19 protein-coding genes and 1 tRNA gene are annotated in these 17,251 nt (G+C 60.0%); 5 read left to right on the top strand and 15 right to left on the bottom strand.

All coding sequences use genetic code 11. The annotated features are described in order from the left end of the window. Positions 1–88: 88 nt before the first annotated feature. Genes BUB23_RS24755 through BUB23_RS24720 form a run of 8 tightly spaced genes read right to left on the bottom strand, consistent with a single transcriptional unit; the run spans position 89 to position 7,934 of the window. Positions 89–1,207: an NAD(P)/FAD-dependent oxidoreductase gene (locus BUB23_RS24755; RefSeq protein ID WP_073109678.1), complete on the bottom strand. Its 1,119-nt coding sequence runs from the start codon at positions 1,205–1,207 to the stop codon at positions 89–91. Beyond that, positions 1,208–2,659: an FAD/NAD(P)-dependent oxidoreductase gene (locus tag BUB23_RS24750; protein WP_073109675.1), complete on the bottom strand. Its 1,452-nt coding sequence runs from the start codon at positions 2,657–2,659 to the stop codon at positions 1,208–1,210. Further along, complete coding sequence (locus BUB23_RS24745) at positions 2,656–2,964, bottom strand: (2Fe-2S)-binding protein (protein WP_073109673.1); 309 nt, start codon at positions 2,962–2,964, stop codon at positions 2,656–2,658. Before BUB23_RS24745 ends, BUB23_RS24750 begins: the two co-directional genes overlap by 4 nt. Then, positions 2,945–4,117, bottom strand: coding sequence for an NAD(P)/FAD-dependent oxidoreductase (locus BUB23_RS24740; RefSeq protein ID WP_073109670.1), 1,173 nt, complete (start codon positions 4,115–4,117; stop codon positions 2,945–2,947). The genes BUB23_RS24745 and BUB23_RS24740 overlap by 20 nt, the downstream gene beginning before the upstream one ends. Further along, positions 4,114–4,917 (bottom strand): ABC transporter permease, encoded by an 804-nt coding sequence (locus tag BUB23_RS24735; protein WP_073109668.1) that lies wholly within the window; start codon positions 4,915–4,917, stop codon positions 4,114–4,116. Before BUB23_RS24735 ends, BUB23_RS24740 begins: the two co-directional genes overlap by 4 nt. A 10-nt stretch (positions 4,918–4,927) precedes the next feature. Next, the gene (locus tag BUB23_RS24730; protein ID WP_073109665.1) at positions 4,928–5,788 is read right to left on the bottom strand and encodes an ABC transporter permease; all 861 of its coding nucleotides are present in this window, start codon (positions 5,786–5,788) and stop codon (positions 4,928–4,930) included. Between the two features lies 1 nt (position 5,789). Further along, positions 5,790–6,845, bottom strand: a complete 1,056-nt coding sequence (locus BUB23_RS24725; protein WP_073109663.1) for an ABC transporter ATP-binding protein — start codon at positions 6,843–6,845, stop codon at positions 5,790–5,792. Between the two features lie 57 nt (positions 6,846–6,902). Next, positions 6,903–7,934 (bottom strand): ABC transporter substrate-binding protein, encoded by a 1,032-nt coding sequence (locus BUB23_RS24720; protein ID WP_073109660.1) that lies wholly within the window; start codon positions 7,932–7,934, stop codon positions 6,903–6,905. A gap of 154 nt (positions 7,935–8,088) precedes the next feature. Here BUB23_RS24720 and BUB23_RS24715 point away from each other — a divergent pair, with 154 nt between their 5' ends. Then, positions 8,089–8,928, top strand: coding sequence for a GntR family transcriptional regulator (locus BUB23_RS24715; protein WP_084136245.1), 840 nt, complete (start codon positions 8,089–8,091; stop codon positions 8,926–8,928). 43 nt (positions 8,929–8,971) lie between these two features. On the opposite strand, the gene BUB23_RS24710 is transcribed toward BUB23_RS24715, so the two are convergent. Continuing rightward, positions 8,972–9,184, bottom strand: coding sequence for a PIN domain-containing protein (locus BUB23_RS24710; protein ID WP_073109658.1), 213 nt, complete (start codon positions 9,182–9,184; stop codon positions 8,972–8,974). A 162-nt stretch (positions 9,185–9,346) separates the two neighbouring features. Between BUB23_RS24710 and BUB23_RS24705 the strand changes: the two genes are divergently transcribed. Continuing rightward, positions 9,347–9,423 (top strand) — tRNA-Pro (locus BUB23_RS24705). A 55-nt stretch (positions 9,424–9,478) separates the two neighbouring features. On the opposite strand, the gene BUB23_RS24700 is transcribed toward BUB23_RS24705, so the two are convergent. Beyond that, complete coding sequence (locus BUB23_RS24700) at positions 9,479–10,846, bottom strand: TrkH family potassium uptake protein (RefSeq protein ID WP_073109654.1); 1,368 nt, start codon at positions 10,844–10,846, stop codon at positions 9,479–9,481. Positions 10,847–10,849: 3 nt separating this feature from the next. Further along, on the bottom strand, positions 10,850–11,503 hold the full coding sequence (locus tag BUB23_RS24695; protein ID WP_073109650.1) for a potassium channel family protein: 654 nt from the start codon (positions 11,501–11,503) through the stop codon (positions 10,850–10,852). 174 nt (positions 11,504–11,677) lie between these two features. Here BUB23_RS24695 and BUB23_RS24690 point away from each other — a divergent pair, with 174 nt between their 5' ends. Continuing rightward, positions 11,678–12,763, top strand: a complete 1,086-nt coding sequence (locus BUB23_RS24690; RefSeq protein ID WP_073109645.1) for an alkene reductase — start codon at positions 11,678–11,680, stop codon at positions 12,761–12,763. A gap of 136 nt (positions 12,764–12,899) precedes the next feature. Continuing rightward, a complete protein-coding gene (locus BUB23_RS24685; RefSeq protein WP_073109641.1) occupies positions 12,900–13,301 on the top strand; it encodes a BPTD_2524 family lipoprotein in 402 nt (133 codons plus the stop codon). Positions 13,302–13,316: 15 nt separating this feature from the next. Here BUB23_RS24685 and BUB23_RS24680 read toward each other — a convergent pair whose 3' ends face one another. Next, positions 13,317–13,778, bottom strand: coding sequence for a GatB/YqeY domain-containing protein (locus tag BUB23_RS24680; protein WP_073109780.1), 462 nt, complete (start codon positions 13,776–13,778; stop codon positions 13,317–13,319). Positions 13,779–13,895: 117 nt separating this feature from the next. Between BUB23_RS24680 and ypfH the strand changes: the two genes are divergently transcribed. Then, complete coding sequence (ypfH, locus tag BUB23_RS24675) at positions 13,896–14,672, top strand: esterase (protein ID WP_073109637.1); 777 nt, start codon at positions 13,896–13,898, stop codon at positions 14,670–14,672. On the opposite strand, the gene BUB23_RS24670 is transcribed toward ypfH, so the two are convergent. From BUB23_RS24670 to pbpG, 3 genes are read right to left on the bottom strand one after another with little or no spacing between them, the layout of a single operon-like run. Continuing rightward, on the bottom strand, positions 14,669–15,139 hold the full coding sequence (locus BUB23_RS24670; RefSeq protein ID WP_245801379.1) for a carboxypeptidase regulatory-like domain-containing protein: 471 nt from the start codon (positions 15,137–15,139) through the stop codon (positions 14,669–14,671). The genes ypfH and BUB23_RS24670 overlap by 4 nt on opposite strands. A 34-nt stretch (positions 15,140–15,173) precedes the next feature. Then, on the bottom strand, positions 15,174–15,980 hold the full coding sequence (locus BUB23_RS24665; RefSeq protein ID WP_073109632.1) for an NRDE family protein: 807 nt from the start codon (positions 15,978–15,980) through the stop codon (positions 15,174–15,176). Between the two features lie 15 nt (positions 15,981–15,995). Next, positions 15,996–17,129: a D-alanyl-D-alanine endopeptidase gene (gene pbpG, locus BUB23_RS24660; protein ID WP_073109630.1), complete on the bottom strand. Its 1,134-nt coding sequence runs from the start codon at positions 17,127–17,129 to the stop codon at positions 15,996–15,998. Between the last annotated feature and the right edge of the window lie 122 nt (positions 17,130–17,251).

The following is a 17,251-nucleotide window of genomic DNA, read 5'->3' as shown; positions in this document are numbered from 1 at the left end:
ATTAGGCGCCATTTACTGGCGAGTCGGCATGGCTCATGTGGCGGTCTCCTGACGGTAAAGGTGCTGGCCGGCCCACGCAAGGACCGGTTTACTGAAAGCGGGAAATGGAAAAAGGTTCGATCGGCAGGTCGGTCGCGCCCCGCGCGATGAGATCGGCGATGATTTTCCCGACAATGGGACCCAGCTGGAAGCCGTGCGCCGAGAATCCAAAGGCATGGAACAGGCCTTCTTCCGTCGAGCTCGGGCCGATCACAGGAATGGTATCGGGCATGCTCGCTTCGATGCCGGCCCAGCCGCGGTTGACGATGGCGTCCTTCATGTGGGGGAAGAGGTCGCACACCGTTCGCGCTCCCATGGCCAAAGAGTGAAAGTCCAGTTCGGTGCTGTTCCGATCGCGATCCACCCAGGCCAAACGGCCGCCGCCGATCAGGACCGTGCCATTGCTGCGTTGTTTGAACGACAGTGGCCGGCCGGTGCCCAGTACGACGGGACGCAAGAACTGAGGCATGCGAGTGGTGACGAGCATCATCGGTCCGATGGCTTCCAGAGGAACCGGTTCGCCGGCCTGAGCGCTTATCTGGTCGGCCCAGGCACCGGCGCAGTTCACCACGACTTCCGTCTGGTATGTGTCGTGATCGGTCTTTATGTGCCAGGCGCCGTGCTGGCGCGTCAGCGTGCGCACTCGGGCGCCTTCGACGAATCGACTTCCCAAACTTTGCGCTTTCAATCGAAACGCCCGCGTGGTCTGGTAGGGATCGGCCGAGCCATCGTCGCGCACGATCAAGCCACCCCTGATTTGCGGCGCGATGGCCGGAATCATTGCGCGGATTTCATCCGCTTCGATCCATTCTTCGTGGGTATAACCGTGCTTATGCATGATGCTGAGCCGGGTCCTCAGGGTTGCGACGTCTTCTTCATTTTCGGCCACGCGCATTTGGCCGTTCTTGTCGAAGCCGCAATCGTCGTCGACCAGTTCGAAAATGTTGAGCCACATCTGACGCGAGGCGAGTGACAAGGGGATTTCGGCCAAGTGCCGTGACAAGCTTCGCACGCCTCCCGCGTTGACGCCGGAGGCGTGGCGCCCGATGTAGTCTTTTTCCAGCACCAGGGCCTTGATGCCGGCTCTTGCCAAATGCAGGGCTGTCGCGCAGCCATGTAGACCGCCGCCTATGACAATGACTGGCGCGGAGTGTCTCGAGCGGCTCATTCAGGGCGCCTTTGCCACACGTATCACAGCCTGTCGGGAATCGTCGGTTTGTGGCAGCGATGCCAGTTCGCCCAGAGTGAGCGGCTTGGTTGGAAATCGCAGACGATAATGTCCAACCTCGGCCGGACTCACGCCGCGTTCCTGAGCGATCAGTTCGGTGACGGTTACATTGCAGAATCGTCCCTGACAGGGACCCATGCCACAGCGCAAGAACGATTTCATCTGATTCGGTCCCGGGCAACCCAGCTTGACCGTCTCGCGCACTTGCTGCGCGGTGACTTCTTCGCAACGACACACAATCGTGTCGCCCTTGGGCAGGCGGAAGACATCGGCCGGCTGATACAGGATGTCGAGGAAATCGCGGCCACGTATGGCTTTGGCCAGCGCCTCGCGATGCGGGGCGCTTCTGCTGTCGCGCGATGGCAAGTCGATTTTGCCAAGTTGCCTGGCAGCATCGAGGCCGGCAAGCCGACCGCGGTGTTCCGCGGCTTGAGCACCGGCAATTCCGGCGCTGTCGCCGGCGAGGCTGACATTTTGAACCGTGCTGTTGCCCCAATCATCAACCTTGGGTTCCCAGCATTTCTGCGCATTGTTCCATCGCAGTTCGGCGCCCATCGCCTGGGCCAGGTTTATATTGGGCATGACGCCCTGGTGCAGCAGCAGCAGGTCAGCTGCCAGCGTCTGGAGGCTGGCGTTGCCAGTGGCGTAGCGAATCTCTGTGAGCTCGGATTCTCCTGACGCTTCGAGCGAAGTGACATGCTTGATAATCCGCGTGTTGGCTTTCACTTCACGAATCAGCTTCAGGCCCTTGGCCAGATAAGGAGAGCGCAGGAAATCCCAGGCCTGCGGCAATGCCTTCCCGAGTCTGCCCGCGGGCGTGGTATCGAGCAGCGCGTCGACCTTGACGCCGGCATTCAGGTATTGCCACGCCAGCAGATACAGAAGTGGTCCGCAGCCGGCGAGCATCGTACGCTGGCCGGGCACCATGCCCGCGGACTTGAGCATGATTTGGGCCGCGCCCGCCATTAACACACCCGGAAGCGTCCAGCCAGGTATTGGAAACGGACGCTCCTGAGCGCCGGTGGCGAGCAACACATGCTTTGCCGTCAACATGCGGGCTTGACCGTCGACGGAATAGGCGATCTCGAATCCGTTCGGAGGTTCGGGCGTCGTCATGCGGGAGACGGCCCAGACTGTGGCCCCCGGTTCATATTGCGCTCCCGAGTTCCTGAACGGTTCGATCAAAGATTCGCCATGCCAATAGTCGTTGCCGAGGATGGCGCGATTGTTCAGCGGGCTGCGGGTGATGGCGCGGTAAATTTGCCCGCCTACGGCGGACTGCTCGTCCAGCAGCACTGTGCGCACGCCAAGCTGGGCAGCGGTAGTGGCGGCCGCCAGGCCGGCCGGACCAGCACCGATGATCAATAGTTCACAGTCATTTGCGGGTATCATACGTCGACCTTGCGTGCGCCATGCTGGCGCTCTATGTTCATGCCAGTCCTTGCCGGCGTCATGCAGCCTTGCTGATTGGGTTGTCCGTCAATGGAAACGAGGCAGTCGTAGCACACGCCCATCATGCAGAACGGTCCTCGTGGCGTGGCGTTCACCGGTGTATCGCGACAGCTGTTGAAGCCGGCCGCGAACAGGGCTGCAGCGACGCTGTCGCCTTCGCGGCACTGTACGGGCCGGCCGTCGATCGTGATGGTGACAGGTTGTTGGGAGAGGGCATGCTGAGCCTCATGCAGCCTTTTGAACATGGAACCTCCTGGTCGAAAAATCTTTCATTTCGTCGTGCAGCCGGCCCTCGACGATCATGGGAGCGAGCCGCAGCGCATGCGCTGCGGCCAGTGTTACGCCGCTATGGCAGGTGGCGACAAAGGCGCCGGGGTGGATGGAGGATTGCTCATAAATCGGGAAGCCATCTTGGGACATCACCCGCAGCGCGGCCCAGCTCCGTACGACTCGAACGTCTCTAAGCGCAGGCAGCGTACGCACAGCACGGTCGGCGAGGGTTGCAAGGACAGGCAATCCCACCTGGCCATCGGCATAGCCGGCCTCTTCCTGAGAGTCCCCGATGAGCCAAGTGCCTTCATCCATCTGGCGCAGCGTGCTGAAGGGCAAGTCGAGCAGGCGCTTCGTGCGCTCCATGACGATGATTTGCCCCCGCTGTGGACGCACGGGTACAGTGAGCCCCAATTTCTCGCCCAGGACCGCGTTACCGAGACCGCAGGCCAGGACGATTTTGCGCGCTTTGACGGCCCCTTGTGGTGTGGCCAGTTCGAAGACATCCTGGTCTTGCATGATGTCGCTCACCGGATGCAGCGGCAGATAATCGATGTGCTGGCGATCGAAGGCCGTATGCAAGGCGCGCAGCAATTTCAGGGGATTGGCAATTCCGTCCACCTTTGTCCAGCTGGCGCCGCGCACCTCGGGGCCAATGCCGGGTATGAGACTCGCCAACTCTTTGCGGTCGAGCATTTTCCATTCGTATTGCACCATGCCGGGCTGCGACAGCAGCCTGGTCATGAATTCCATGCGAGCTTCATATTCCTGATCGCTCAGTACGGCATGCAGGCCGCCGCGCTGTTCCAATGCGACGTCCACGCCGGTGATATCGGCAAGGCGCGCGGCCAATTCCGCCCACCCCCTCTGCGACGACATCGTCCAGCGGCCATAGGCTGGCAGCCCCATGCCCTTGCTTTGTACCCAGACCAGGCCGAAGTTGCCGCGCGATGCCCGATATGCCACATCGCCCTCATCCAGAACCGCTACGTGATCCAGGTGCTGGCGCAGGCCGAAGGCAATTGCAGAGCCGACGAGTCCACCCCCGATGACCGCGGCGTCGTATATGCCTTTGTGACGTCTCGGCCGCGGTGTGGGAACAGGCTGGTTTTCCGTGGCGTGGCTCATGTATTTCCTTTACCTACGAAAAGCTTTTCAAGCCCGACTGTCCGGTCGAGAATGAAGATGGCGATGATGGTCAGATAAATTAATGCCGCTGAGACGGCCGTGACCAGCGGGTCGATCGTGTCTTCGATCTGTAGAAAGATACGTACCGGCAAGGTGGTGGTCGATGGCGAGGCGATGAAGATCGACATGGTGAGTTCGTCGAAGCTGGTAATAAAGGCAATCACCCAGCCGCTCACGACCCCTGGCATGATCAGCGGCAGCACGATGCGCCTGAAGGTGGTCCAGGGCGACGCGCCCAAAGACAACGCGGCTCGCTCGAGCGACGGATCAAGCCCCGTGGCAGAGGCCAGAACCAGACGCAGCGCATAAGGCATGACCACAATGATGTGAGCGACGACGAGTCCGAAGTAAGTTCCCGCCACACCAATCGATGTGAAAAACCGCAGGAAAGCCAGGCCGAGCACGACGTGCGGAATCATGAGCGGCGACAGAAAGAAAGCCATAAGGGCATCACGGCCGGGAAAGCGAAACCGGGCAATCGCAAGCGAAGATGGAATGGCGAACAGCATCGCCAGCGTGGCCGAAATCAGTCCGAGACCAAGACTGAACATGAAAGCGTGGATGAAGCGGGGATTGTCCAGAATCGCCTGGAACCAGCGCAGTGACAGCCCATTTGTGGGAAGCGAGATGAATCCCTCGCTGGTGAAGGCCACGGCGCATACCATAATGAGAGGGGCCAGGATGAACGCGACGAACAGCGCGTGGAAAGCCAGACCTATGGGGCCATTGCGCACAAACATGGTGTCCTCCTTAAGTTTCGCCGAACACGGCGCCGTAGCGCCGTTCGATCAGACGGTTGGCCGATAGCAGTACGATAACCGTGGCAATCAGCAGCAAGACTCCCAGGGCCGAGCCCAGTGGCCAATCGAGTGTGTTGAGGAATTCATCATAAGCGGCCATGGCGACGTTTTTCAGGCGGCGTCCGCCAACGATGGCTGGCGTCGCGAAGGCGCTGGCCGATAGGGCGAAAACCATGATCGAACCCGACAGAATGCCTGGCATGACCTGCGGCACAATAACGCAGCGAATCACGGTGAATTGGCTGGCCCCCAGGGAGAGAGCGGCTGCCTCGGTGGAGGGGTTGATTCGCTGCAGCGACGCCCAGACGGCAATCACCATGAATGGCACCATGACATGGGTCAGGGCAATGATGACACCCAGGTCGGTGTACATCAGGTTGACTGGCCCTGAAGCCAGGCCGGCGGCCTGCAGCGCCTGGCTGATCAGCCCGGTGGAACCGAAAAGCAAAGCCCAGCCCAGGGTCCGGACCACGACAGAAATAAGTAGCGGTCCCAGGACGACCATGAGGAATACTCCCTTCCAGGGATTGCGCATGCGGGACAGGACATACGCTTCAGCCGTTCCCATGACGATGCAGGCTAGCGTCACGGCCAGGGCCGTGCCAAAGGTGCGTCCATAGATCTCGTAGAAATATCCCTCCGTGAGGATTTCAATGTAGTTCTTCAAGGTGAAGCTCGCCCGTATGCCGCCGTAGAATTCGAAACTGTAGAGACTAATGAGAAAGACGCTCGCGATCGGGGCAATGACGAAGGCGGCGTAGAGGACGAGCGCCGGGGCGCTGAGTAGCCAGGGAGCCTGGATCCGCTTCATATCAGGCCGTCCTTCGAGATGCTGCGACCACACGCATGTCTTGGGCGCGCCATGTCAGGTGCACGGCCGATCCCTCTGCCGGCACAGTGTCGCCGTCGTTTTGCCGAATGACCAGTACATCGCCCGCGGATGTCTGGACCTGGCACAGCCAGTGGTTTCCCTGGAAGACGCGAGTCTTCACTATTCCTGGAAGCGTGGCCGGACTCTGCTCGGCGAACAGGACTTTTTCGGGGCGGACCAGGATGCTGCCCATGGGCATGGGCGTACCACAAAGTTCGATAGTCGCTTCGGCAACGCGGATGGCGGGCTTTGCAGAGTCCGGGCACGGTTCGACCTTGAAGATGTTGGCTTTGCCAAGAAAGCCGCCTACGAATTCCGAGGCAGGTCCTTCATAAGCTGCGTAGGGTGCGGCAATCTGTTCCACGTGGCCCTGATTCATGACAACGATGCGGTCGGACAGCGCAAGCGCTTCGGACTGATCGTGAGTGACCAGGATTGTGGTGGTGCCGACTGTCCGTTGAATGCTGCGAAGTTCCAGTTGCATCTCTTCGCGCAGCTTTGCGTCGAGGTTGGACAAGGGTTCGTCCAGGAGGAGGACGCTGGGTTTGATGACAAGCGCCCGAGCCAGGGCCACACGCTGCTGCTGCCCGCCCGACATGCGGGCGGGGTAGCGGTCGGCCAAGTGTGAAAGGCCGACCAGCTTCAGCGTGTCGCTGACGCGGTCTGCGCATTCGTCTTTTTTGATGCCTTGCATCTCCAGGCCGAACGCGATATTTTGCGCCGCGGTCATATGGGGAAACAAGGCATAATTCTGAAAGACAATTCCCAGGCCGCGTTTGTTCGCCGGTGTTTTGCGCAGGTCTTTACCATTAAGAACAATACTGCCTTCCGTAGGTTCGAGGAAGCCGGCCACCATTTGAAGCGTGGTGGTTTTTCCGCAACCGGATGGACCGAGCAGAGATATGAATTCGCCCTGATCGATGGACAGATTGAGGTTCTCGACAGCGGTCACGGAGCCATATCGCTTGGTGAGATTAATAAGCGCAAGGTAGCTCATTACTACTCCGACTTTATATTGGCGGTCTGGGAGAGTGGTGCTTCATTGGTGCTTCATTTAACGCTCGATCTGGCGCGTCCAGCGTTTATTCCAGTCCTCCCGATGGGCGTTGATAGTGTCCCAGTCGGCAATGACCAAATCGGCCGCCCGCTTGCCTATCGGGAGGGGTACGTTGGGGTCGTCCTTGGCATCGGCTTTCTTGTTGACAGGGCCGTAGCCATAGAACGTACCGAGCTTGGTCTGGATTGGGGGGGTAAGCAGGTAGTTGACGAAAGCTTGCGCTAGCGGTGACGACTTGGGTTTCGCGATGGGGCACATTGAAGCCAGCAGCGCGTATGCGCCTTCTTGCGGATAGACGAATCCAACCGGGAACCCTGTATCGGCAAACGACTTGACCCGGCCTGAACCCCATACGCCCAGGACCGCCTGCCCGCTCTGGAATAACTCTGTCATCTTGCCGGGCGACGGCTCATAGACCAGAACATTGGGCCCGACACGTTTTTCAAACGCGTCAAAGCCTGGATCAATGTTTTTTTCGCCTCCGCCGTTCAGCTTGGCAAATTCGACCACGGCATGAAGGCCATACGAATTGTTCATGGGGGGGATGACGACCAGTTTTTTATATTTCGGGTCTTCGAGATCTTTCCATGAGGTAGGGGCTGCCCAGCCTTTTTCTTCAAAATACTTCTTGTTGTACATGAGGCCGGTGGCCACGATGCCCAGGCCGACGGCTTTGTCGTCTTTGTAGCGTGCAGTCTTGTAGATATCATCGACCGGCATGCCTTCGATCGCTGCGCAAAAGCCCAGCGCGATCGCTTGATACATGGGGCCGTCGTCGATGATTGCGACATCGATTTCCTGGCTGCCGCGCTGTGCCTGCAAACGCGCCACTGTATTGGTCGAATTGCCGGCGACGTAATCGATTTTGATGCCATGTTGTTTTTCGAAGTCGGGAAATATTTCTTTGCGCATGATGTCTTCGAAGGAGCCGCCATATCCGGCGACCACCAGTCTGTCTTGGGCCGAGGCGCCGTTGTTCATGCTGATCGCGATCGCCGCTACGGCGAATACTGCTACAAGCTTGCTCATTGATTTCTCCAATCAAGAATAATTTGTCAGCGCTGTTTGTCTGGACATATAATGTCTGGACAAAGCACTTTACTACTTGAAGAGAATTTGCCAATAGTGGTTTCCCCCAATGAGCCCTGTTGCCAGCATTCCGCGCCCGTGAGAGGATAGACATATGAAAAGCTACAAAAAAGAGCCCGCTTTCGAGGGGCTTATGACGCAGGAAGAGGCGCCATTCAACGAAAGGCTGGTCGATGCGGTTTCTGTGGCGCCGCCCTCCGAAGGAGGCTTGCCTCGTTACAGAACGATTTACGAAGAGTTGCTGGCGAGGATACGCAGTGGAGCCTACCCAGTGGGAAGTCTGCTGCCGCCCGAGCTGCAGCTTTGCCGTCATTACAACGCCAGCCGTTATACCGTTCGAGAGGCCGTGCGCTTGTTGTCTGAAAGCGGTATGGTGTCGCGCCGGCCCGGCGTGGGAACGCGAGTCGAAACAACAAGGGCCACGACTCGTTACACCCAGCAGATATCGAAACTCGAGGATTTGTTCCAGTACATCAGCCACGCTACGCTGCAGGTCTTGAGCGTGAGCTTGATGCGCATAGGTGTTCGACGCGCACAGCTGCTGCAGAGCGATGCCAACAGCAAGTGGCTGCACATTATCGCGGTCAAGTTGCTGGAGGGTGAGTCGGCGCCGGTGGCGCACTCGGAAGTGTATGTCCATCCGGAGTATTCGGCGGTAGGCAGCGACGTGGGAAAGGTCAAACTACCCCTTTCACTTCTGATCGAACGGCGCTTCAGCAAACGCATCATCGAGGTCCGACAAGAGTTTTCCGCCACGCCTATCAGCGGTGAAACCGCCAAAAAGTTGAAACTTCGCAGCGGGACCCCGGGCTTGGTGATTACGCGCAGATACTATGGCGAGAAAGACGCTCTCATGCTCCTTACCATCACAACGTTTCCCTATAAAAAAATGAAATATTCGATGTCTCTTACCTTCGATGCTCCCGCCCGCTGATCGTTGGCAGGATGGCGTCAATATTCCGTCATAGGTCTGATTTTCACGCGCAAGGATTTCGCAGCGTCAGGCTCTCTTCAATGATCAGGCCGTGGCGTTCAGCGAATCGCCGGGCCAGGTCGTGAATTTCAACCGTCAGCGGCACGACCTTGCACAGGCTTTTCACCACGCCCAGAAACTGATCGACCTCGCTCCAGGCTATATGGAAATCGCCTGCGTCCAGCGCGCTGCCACCGTACGGTTGCAGCTGTTGCAAGAGCGGGCGAGAAAGCAAGTCAACATACCACGAGCTGATTCGTACGATGACGCTTCCGGCGACGGATGAAAAACAGAAACAAAATCTGTGCTAGAATTCCGTCTTTCGCTGATCGGCACTTAGCCGTCAACGGATGACTAAGGGTAGCAAAACCCATAGTTTCGGGGCGTAGCGCAGCCTGGTAGCGCACTTGCATGGGGTGCAAGGGGTCGTGAGTTCGAATCCCACCGTCCCGACCAACAAAATCAAGGGGTTACGAACGTCAAGTTCGTAACCCCTTGTTCTATGGGCGGCTCATCCCACTTGGAATTCCGTCTCCGGATAGCGCACCCGGCTGCGTTTTTGGGTCGCCAGGCTATACACCAAAGTCAGCGGCCCCAGTCTGCCCGCAAACATCAGCAGCGTCAGCAGCGCCTGGCTGGCGGTCGATAGATGCGGCGTCAGATCGCGGCTCAGGCCGGTCGTGCTCAGGGCCGACACCACTTCGAACAGGATGCTGATAAAAGGCGCTTTCTCGAAGGTGGTCATCAGCAGCACGCCGACGAAGGCCAGGGCGCTGGTGACCAGCAGCAGGGCCAGCGACTTCTGCACGGTGCCGGGTGAAATCGACCGCTTCAGCAATACGACTTCCTTTTTGTGGAAAATATACGAATAGACGGCGGCCAGCAGCACGATGAAAGTGCCTATCTTGATGCCGCTGGCGGTGCTCAAGGAGCCTCCGCCTATGAACATCAGCAGAATGATGATGAGGGTGGAGCTGTCGTGCAGCTGGGTGATGTCTATGCTGGTGAATCCCGCCGTGCGCGCGGTCACGCTTTGCATCCAGGCGGCGAGGGCCTGGCCATGCACGGGCAGGCCGCCCAGCGTGCCGGAATTGCCGGCTTCCAGCAGCCATATCGATGCGAAGCCCGCAAGGTTCAGCGCCAGGGTGCCCAGCAATATGACTTTGGTATAAGGCAGCAGTTTGGCCCAGCCTTTCTTGTGGCCCACATCGCCCAGCACTGAAAACCCGATCCCGCCGAGGATGATCAGGAACGTGATCACCAGAATGGTGACGGGGTCATTGACGAACCTGGCCAGGCTCGAGGGGAAGAGGGAAAAGCCGGCATTGTTGAAGGCGGCGATGGCGTGGAACACCGCAAGGTACAGCGCCGTGGCAAGAGGGTGGTCGCGCCACCACCACAGGGCCAGGATCAGGGCGGCGACGGCCTCTATGCCTATCGAGGTCTTGAATACCAGGAAGGCGGTGCGCCGGATCTTCGAGACGCTGGTCTGGTTGAAGGCCTCGAGCGCCAGGGCCTGCTGCTTGAGGCTCATTTTATTGCCCAGGGTGATCGCGGCGACCACGGCGAAGGTGACGAAGCCCAGTCCGCCCAGCTGGACGAGGGTGATCAGGACCACCTGGCCAAAATGACTGAGCGCCACGGCGGGATCGATGACCGCCAGTCCCGTGACGGTCACCGCCGAGGTGGCCATGAAGAAGGCGGTGAATACGCTGATGGGATGCTGGCTGGCGGCCGGCAGCGACAGCAGCAGGGTACCCATGAGGATCAGGGCCAGAAAGCCGGCGGCCAGCACCACGGGCGGACTGGCGCGCAGCAGGCCGGTGCGCTTGATCCGTTTGTACGTTTGGTAGCTATATAGCGGTTGCCAGTTGCGCATGGCTCAGGCGAGCTTGGGGGCGATGGTTTTCAGGGTGTCGAGCTGGCCCAGCAATACCAGGATATCCTTGGCCCGAAGGATGAAGTCGGCGGGCGGATGCACGGTAATCTGGGTTTTGCGCTTGACCAGCAGCACATGGATGGTTTCGGGCTGGTCCTGCAATACCTGGCTCAGCGGGACGCCTTCGAGGTGTTCGCTGATATCGATTTCCACCACGAATTCACCGTTTCCTATGGAAATGTAGTCATTGACCATGGGGTAGCTCAGGGCCTGCGCCACGCGTATGCCCATTTCTTCTTCAGGATGCACGATGCGCGTCACCCCCAGTTTGCTCAGGATCAGGTGCTGGGCATGCGAAGAGGCCTTGACCCAGAGCGTCTGGATGCCCATCGACTTGAGATGGACCACGCACAGCAGGCTGGCCTGAATGTCTTCCCCTATGGCCACCAGCACGACATCGTAGTTGTCCAGCCCGAGTTCATCCAGGGCGGCGGGGTCGGTCACGTCGGCGATTACCGCATGGGTCAGTTGGTCGGCATACTTGTCCACCAGTTTGCCGTTGGTGTCCACGCCCAGCACCGAATGGCCCATTCTCATGAGTTCCAGCGAGGCGGCGGAGCCGAAACGGCCCAGACCAATGATGGCGAATTGTCCCATGTGGCTTCCTTTTTTTTGCCTGCCGCGGCCGGGGTGATACCCCGGCCGAATGGTAGCTTAACGCAAATTCTGGTAAAAACCCTTATGGACTTGCGTCTATGTCTGCAGAGTTTGCCGTTTTCGTGCAGACTAGGGGACTAGGGTTAACCTTGATTTGAATAGTGGTATTAAAATATGGCTAGTTTGTTTGACCCCATTCAATTGGGTGCAGTGGCATTAAGCAATCGGATTGTAATGGCTCCATTGACGCGTACGCGCGCCTCAATGGGGCGGGTTCCCAACGATTTGATGCGTACTTATTATTGTCAGCGGGCGTCGGCCGGTCTGATCCTTTCCGAAGCCACCGTGGTTTCACCCCAGGGCGTCGGCTACCCCAACACTCCCGGAATCTGGAGCAGCGCGCAGGTCGAGGGCTGGAAAAAAATCACCCAGGCTGTGCATGCCAAAGGCGGCAAGATTTTCTTGCAGCTTTGGCATGTGGGCCGGGTTTCCGACCCCGAATACCTCAATGGCGAAATACCGGTGGCGCCCAGCGCCATTGCCTGCGAGGGGCAGGTCAGCCTGTTGCGCCCCGAGCGCGATTATGTGGTGCCGCGCGCCCTGCACACGGAAGAAATCCCCGGCATTGTGGCCGATTTCGCCGAGGCGGCGCGCAACGCCCGGGAAGCCGATTTCGATGGTGTCGAGGTCCACGCGGCCAACGGCTATCTGATCGACCAGTTCTTGCAGGACGGCACCAATAAAAGGCAGGATCAATACGGCGGCTCGGTTGAAAACCGGGCCCGTTTCCTGTTGGAAATCGTGGATGAATGCACGGGCATCTGGGGCGCTGGCCGGGTGGGGGTGCATTTGTCGCCGCGCGGCGACGCTCATTCCATGTCGGATTCCGATCCCCGGTCCATATTCGACCATGTCGCCCAGGAACTGGGGCGGCGGGGCATTGCCTTCGTCTTCGTCAGGGAAGCGGTGGGCGACCACAGCCAGACGGCGGCGATCAAGCGTTTGTTCGGCGGTCCCGTCATCGTCAACGAGCAGTACGACTTGGCCATGGCGCAAGACGCCCTGGCCAGCGGGCAGGCTGATGCCGTGGCGTTCGGCAAGGCGTTCATCGCCAACCCCGACCTGGTGGCGCGCCTTAGAGCCGGCGCCCAGCTTACCGAATGGGACGCCAGCACTTTTTACTCCGACGGCCCCAAGGGATATATCGATTATCCGGCCCGCAGCGCCGCCAGCATAGCCCTGAACGAAACGTGTTCTTGACGCGGCTTGCCCGCGGCGATAAAAAGTTTTCAAAGATGGCCGGCGGCGTGCTACCTTTGCGGGTGTAGCATGGTGTTGCACTTGGCGGTCGGGTGCTCATGCTCAATCAACGGCTGGAGATGGCCAGGGAGGCAGGGTGAAAGCTCTCGTTATCAGTATCGGCGCCGCGGGGCTGTTGTCGGGGTGCGCTTTGGGCATACAGCCGGGCGGCGATTCCCCCAGTGTTTCCTATACGGTTCCGCGCAGCTACCAGACGGTGTATCTGCGCGCTCAGAACCAGGCCGACGAATGCCTGCGCGGCAAGAAACAGTACGATGTCTACGCGCAGGTCGATCCGGCGCTGCAGACCGGCCTGGTATCGGTGCGCGGCCCCATGGGGAGCATAGAAGTGGCGCGCACGGAAATCAAGGCCATCGACGCCAGGCATACCGAGGTCAAGCATACCGTGTGGGGGCACAGCCCCTGGGACAGGAACGCCCTGGAGGCCATGCGCGAATCCATACGCATGGATACCTCGATTTGCATTGTGTACAAATAGGGCTGAGCCAGCGCCTTACATCAGTCTCGCCTTGACCTGGGCGGAAACGGCCGACATGTCGGCGCGCCCGGCCAGTTCGGCTTTTACCAGGGCCATGACTTTCCCCATGGCCGGCGCGCCGGTAATGCCCTGGCCGTTCACTTGCGCAATGGCCGAGGCGATGGCGGCTTCCACTTCTTCCGCGGCAGCGGCTTGCGGCAAGAACTCCTGCAGAACCGTCAGTTCGGCTTTTTCCTGTTCGGCGGTTTCGGCGCGTCCGGCCTGTTCGAAGGCGGCGATGGATTCCCGGCGCTGTTTGACCTGTTTTTCGATGATGGCGATGACTTCGGCATCGTCCAGTTCGCGGCGTTCATCGACTTCTTTCTGCTTGATGGCGGCCTGCAGGAAACGCAGGGTGCCCAGGCGCGGGGCGTCTTTGGCGCGCATGGCGGTTTTGACGGCGTCGGCAAGTTGAGGCTTGAGCGTGTTGCTCATAATGGAATCCCGGTCAAAGAATTTCATTTTAGCGCAGCGCGCGCGGCGCATGTCCCGGTTCGGCATCTGGCGTACAATTTTCCAGACTGCCCTTGGGCAAGCCCGGAATATTTTATCGTTATGGCTATGAACCCCGATTTTCCCCGACCTTTTGTTTTTGTTCCCAAGCAGGGCGATCCCCGCCTGCTTTTCGTCCTGCTGCATGGAGAATCGGCCGGTCCCGAGCAATTATTTCCCCTGGCCGAGGCGATCAAGCAGGCGTTTCCCCTGGCTCTGGTGGTTCTGCCCCATGCTTTCGTGCATGTCGCCGGCGGCGGGGCCGGCGCCGCCGGCGGTCCGCGCGGCTATCATTGGATCGACCCGGCGGGCCTGGAAGCACATAATTATGCAAGCCGGGTGGCGCAAGCCCTTCCGGGGCTCATCAAGCAAATCCAGCAGATCCAGGCCCGGTATGGCCTGTCCGGCGAGCAGACCGCCTTGGGCGGATTTTCCCAAGGGGCCTGCATGGCGCTGGAAGCCGGCCTGGCCCAGCCCGATCTGGCCGGGCGCATCCTGGCATTTTCAGGCCTGTATGCCAGCCAGCCGGCCAAGGCGCCGCCGCTGACCATGCTGCACTTTTTCCACGGCGCCGAAGACCGGCAGCTTCCCGCCGGCGAGGTTCAGGCGGCGCTGGCCCACCTGGGCGAATTGCAGGGCGACGTCACGCTGGATGTGGCCTCGGCGATCGGGCATGAGCTGCATCCCGCCTTGATACGCCAGGCTATCGTGCGCTTGCAGACTTGCGTCCCCTTGCGCAATTGGGAAGCGGCCTTGAGCGCGTTGCAGGAGCAGGCCGCCGTAGCGGCCGCGGCCGACACCGGCAAACCGGCGCCTGCATCAGGCAGGACGCTGCATTAATCCGGACCGGACGCGGGCCTGTTCCATTGGAAGGTGAGGCGCGCGCCGCCGCGGGGGCCTATGCTTACCTTGCGCGATTGGGTCTGGTTTTCATAAGTGGCGAATACCCGGTAATTGCCGGGCGCCAGCTTGACCAGGAGAAAAGGGCCATCGGAGGCAACGTTCAGCACATTGGCATCGTTGTCGTCGCGTATGACCACCTGGACGTCGGCCGCGTAGGCCGCTTTGCCGTCGACCTGGCTGGCAAAAGTCAAAGCCAGCGGAAATTGCGCCATGGCCTGTTTGAAAGCGGTCGATTCGTCCAGCCCGAAGCCGCCGCTGACGTATTCGGTGCCGCCCTGCGTCTGCATGGGGGGCAACTGGGCATATGCCGGGGCGCCGGGGCCGGCGGCTGCAAGGAGGATTGCCGCCGCGGCGATCTTCAGGCAGATTCCAGAAAACGGTGCATGAGCAGGTGTCGTGTGCATATGGATGACCTTTTCCCAGAGAGAACGTTGGCCTTCATTTTACTGCGCTTATTGTTTCCGGGCTCGAGGCGTCGATCTGGAAAGGCCAGTCGTGCCGCTCCGTGAGGTCGCCCGATGCGTCATAGCTGATTTCGCTGAACAGGGCGCGGCCGCTGGCATGCACGGCAATGATGGTCGAGCAGCGCGTGCCGTAGTCGGGGCTGATGATGAAGGGGCTGCTGAGCAGGCGCTCGCGCTCGCGCGTCAATCCCGTGCGGGGCAGCTTGTCCTCATCCGCGCGAGTGCCGTCCTTGAGCATGTGGAAAATGGGCGTCAGCGATTGTTCCAGCGCGTCCAGCGGATACAGGTCCAGCGCCAGGCGCAGCCTTTCGGCCTTGGGCCAAGGCGTGTCGAGCAGATGATTCGAAATAATATAGCGGCCCGGCCCCAGCGCCTGGGGGGCGCTTTGCATCGCCCGGTTCGCGACATAGCTGGCCGCCGCCAGCTCGCCCACGATCAGGTTGAATCCATTATAGGCAGCGGCATTTGCGTGCACCGCGCTGGCGTATGAATCGTGGGATTGCGCGCCGGCCAGGTAGCGGCTTACCAGTTCGCCGCGCGAGGGCGCGCCGCTCATGATCGATGCCGGATCGCGATAATTGGTCAGCAAGGCGAACCGGCCTTGCCGGGTAATGCCCAGCCAGGTGCCGCGGGCCTGGCAGTCTATGCCGGCGATCACGTCGGGATGGTCGGCCCAGGGGGCGGCGGCCAGGCAGGGCCGCCGATGGAATTCATCGCGATTGGCGGCGATGAACAGCGGCCAATCAGGGTGGGCGCCGAGAGCCAGATAGGCTATGCACATACCGGCACGGCCCGGCTACAGCATCGCCACATTGCTTGCGTTTTCGACCAGTGTGCGGATGCGCACGGCATCGCCAATGCGTGAATAGCGGCCGGAAGAATTGAGCAGGACTATGGCCACATCGCGATTGTCGATGCGGGTAAGCATGACCAGGCATTCGCCGGCTTCATTGATGAAGCCGGTCTTGGAAACCTTGATGTCCCAATCCGATTTACCCACCAGGCGGTTGGTATTGTTGTAGACCAGTTGCCGGCCGCGGGCGATTTCGACCTGGTATTTGTCGTCGGTCGTGTAGCGGTGGATGAGCGGCTGCTTGCTGGCGGCCCGCAGCAGCTTGACGAGGTCGCGGGGCGTGGAAACGTTTTCGCTGGACAGGCCGGTAGGTTCGATAAAGCGGGTTTTGCGCATGCCCAGCGCGCGCGCCTTGTCGTTCATGGCGCGCACAAAGGCCGGCATGCCGCCCGGATAGTAGCGGCCCAGGGCATGGGCGGCGCGGTTTTCCGAAGACATCAGCGCCAGGTGCAGCATGTCGGCGCGGCTCAGTTCGGTGCCCACCGACAGGCGCGAACGCGAATAGCGCAGGCGGTCGACGTCGGCGTCGGTGATTTGCATGACCTGATTCAGGGGCTGGCCGGACTCGGCAATGACCAGGGCCGTCATGAGCTTGGAAATCGACGCGATGGGCCGGACTTCGTCGCTGTTCTTGTCGTACAGGACGTCCGAGCTTTCCAGGTCCTGCACGAAGGCGACCTCGGAGCGCAGCATGGCATGGCTGGTAAGGGGTTCGATATGCGGCGCGGCGCGAGGGGCCTCTATGCCGCTGTCCTCGCTATCGCGCAGGCCGACCCGCAGCCTGGAGGCCGCGGCGCCTTGCTCCGGCTGGTCGACATAGGCGACGGGATGAAGGTTGCGGCGCACCGCAATATGCGTCTTGCGCGCGCTGGTTTTGACGGCCTTGGTTTTCTTTGCGGCGGTCTTCTTCTTGACGGTGGTTTTTTTGGCGCTGGAGGCGGTCTTCTGGGCCTGCTGCGCCTCGCCGCGGGTGCCGGCCCGGGCGTCCACGCTGGCGCCCAGCGCAAGCAGCAGGAGCATGGGCAGAAAAACCGACAGGGAAAGGTAACGCGGCGTGGAATTCCAGGTAGGTGGCATAGCTGGCGCTTGAAAATTGTTTTTGATTGAAGCGATAGTATCAGAAAAAACGTCAATATATTAGTACGTTACAAGATTCTTTTAAGTGTTTTTTTAACTTCCGGGTAAAACTGCCTGATAAA

The organism is Pollutimonas bauzanensis (assembly GCF_900129885.1).
In the GTDB taxonomy this organism is placed as follows: Bacteria; Pseudomonadota; Gammaproteobacteria; order Burkholderiales; family Burkholderiaceae_B; genus Pollutimonas; species Pollutimonas bauzanensis.
The sequence above is the reverse complement of the archived record's forward strand: the minus strand, read 5'-3'. Positions and strand labels throughout refer to the sequence as shown.

Excerpts from the sequence above, each read along its gene's own strand:
- BUB23_RS24755 (WP_073109678.1), bottom strand. The coding sequence starts at position 1,207 with ATGAGCCGCTCGAGACACTCCGCGCCAGTCATTGTCATAGGCGGCGGT.
- BUB23_RS24725 (WP_073109663.1), bottom strand. The coding sequence starts at position 6,845 with ATGAGCTACCTTGCGCTTATTAATCTCACCAAGCGATATGGCTCCGTG.
- BUB23_RS24695 (WP_073109650.1), bottom strand. The coding sequence starts at position 11,503 with ATGGGACAATTCGCCATCATTGGTCTGGGCCGTTTCGGCTCCGCCGCC.
- BUB23_RS24730 (WP_073109665.1), bottom strand. The coding sequence starts at position 5,788 with ATGAAGCGGATCCAGGCTCCCTGGCTACTCAGCGCCCCGGCGCTCGTC.
- BUB23_RS24745 (WP_073109673.1), bottom strand. The coding sequence starts at position 2,964 with ATGTTCAAAAGGCTGCATGAGGCTCAGCATGCCCTCTCCCAACAACCT.
- ypfH (WP_073109637.1), top strand. The coding sequence starts at position 13,896 with ATGGCTATGAACCCCGATTTTCCCCGACCTTTTGTTTTTGTTCCCAAG.
- BUB23_RS24735 (WP_073109668.1), bottom strand. The coding sequence starts at position 4,917 with ATGTTTGTGCGCAATGGCCCCATAGGTCTGGCTTTCCACGCGCTGTTC.
- pbpG (WP_073109630.1), bottom strand. The coding sequence starts at position 17,129 with ATGCCACCTACCTGGAATTCCACGCCGCGTTACCTTTCCCTGTCGGTT.
- BUB23_RS24750 (WP_073109675.1), bottom strand. The coding sequence starts at position 2,659 with ATGATACCCGCAAATGACTGTGAACTATTGATCATCGGTGCTGGTCCG.
- BUB23_RS24690 (WP_073109645.1), top strand. The coding sequence starts at position 11,678 with ATGGCTAGTTTGTTTGACCCCATTCAATTGGGTGCAGTGGCATTAAGC.
- BUB23_RS24670 (WP_245801379.1), bottom strand. The coding sequence starts at position 15,139 with ATGCACACGACACCTGCTCATGCACCGTTTTCTGGAATCTGCCTGAAG.
- BUB23_RS24665 (WP_073109632.1), bottom strand. The coding sequence starts at position 15,980 with ATGTGCATAGCCTATCTGGCTCTCGGCGCCCACCCTGATTGGCCGCTG.
- BUB23_RS24700 (WP_073109654.1), bottom strand. The coding sequence starts at position 10,846 with ATGCGCAACTGGCAACCGCTATATAGCTACCAAACGTACAAACGGATC.
- BUB23_RS24720 (WP_073109660.1), bottom strand. The coding sequence starts at position 7,934 with ATGAGCAAGCTTGTAGCAGTATTCGCCGTAGCGGCGATCGCGATCAGC.
- BUB23_RS24715 (WP_084136245.1), top strand. The coding sequence starts at position 8,089 with ATGAAAAGCTACAAAAAAGAGCCCGCTTTCGAGGGGCTTATGACGCAG.
- BUB23_RS24740 (WP_073109670.1), bottom strand. The coding sequence starts at position 4,117 with ATGAGCCACGCCACGGAAAACCAGCCTGTTCCCACACCGCGGCCGAGA.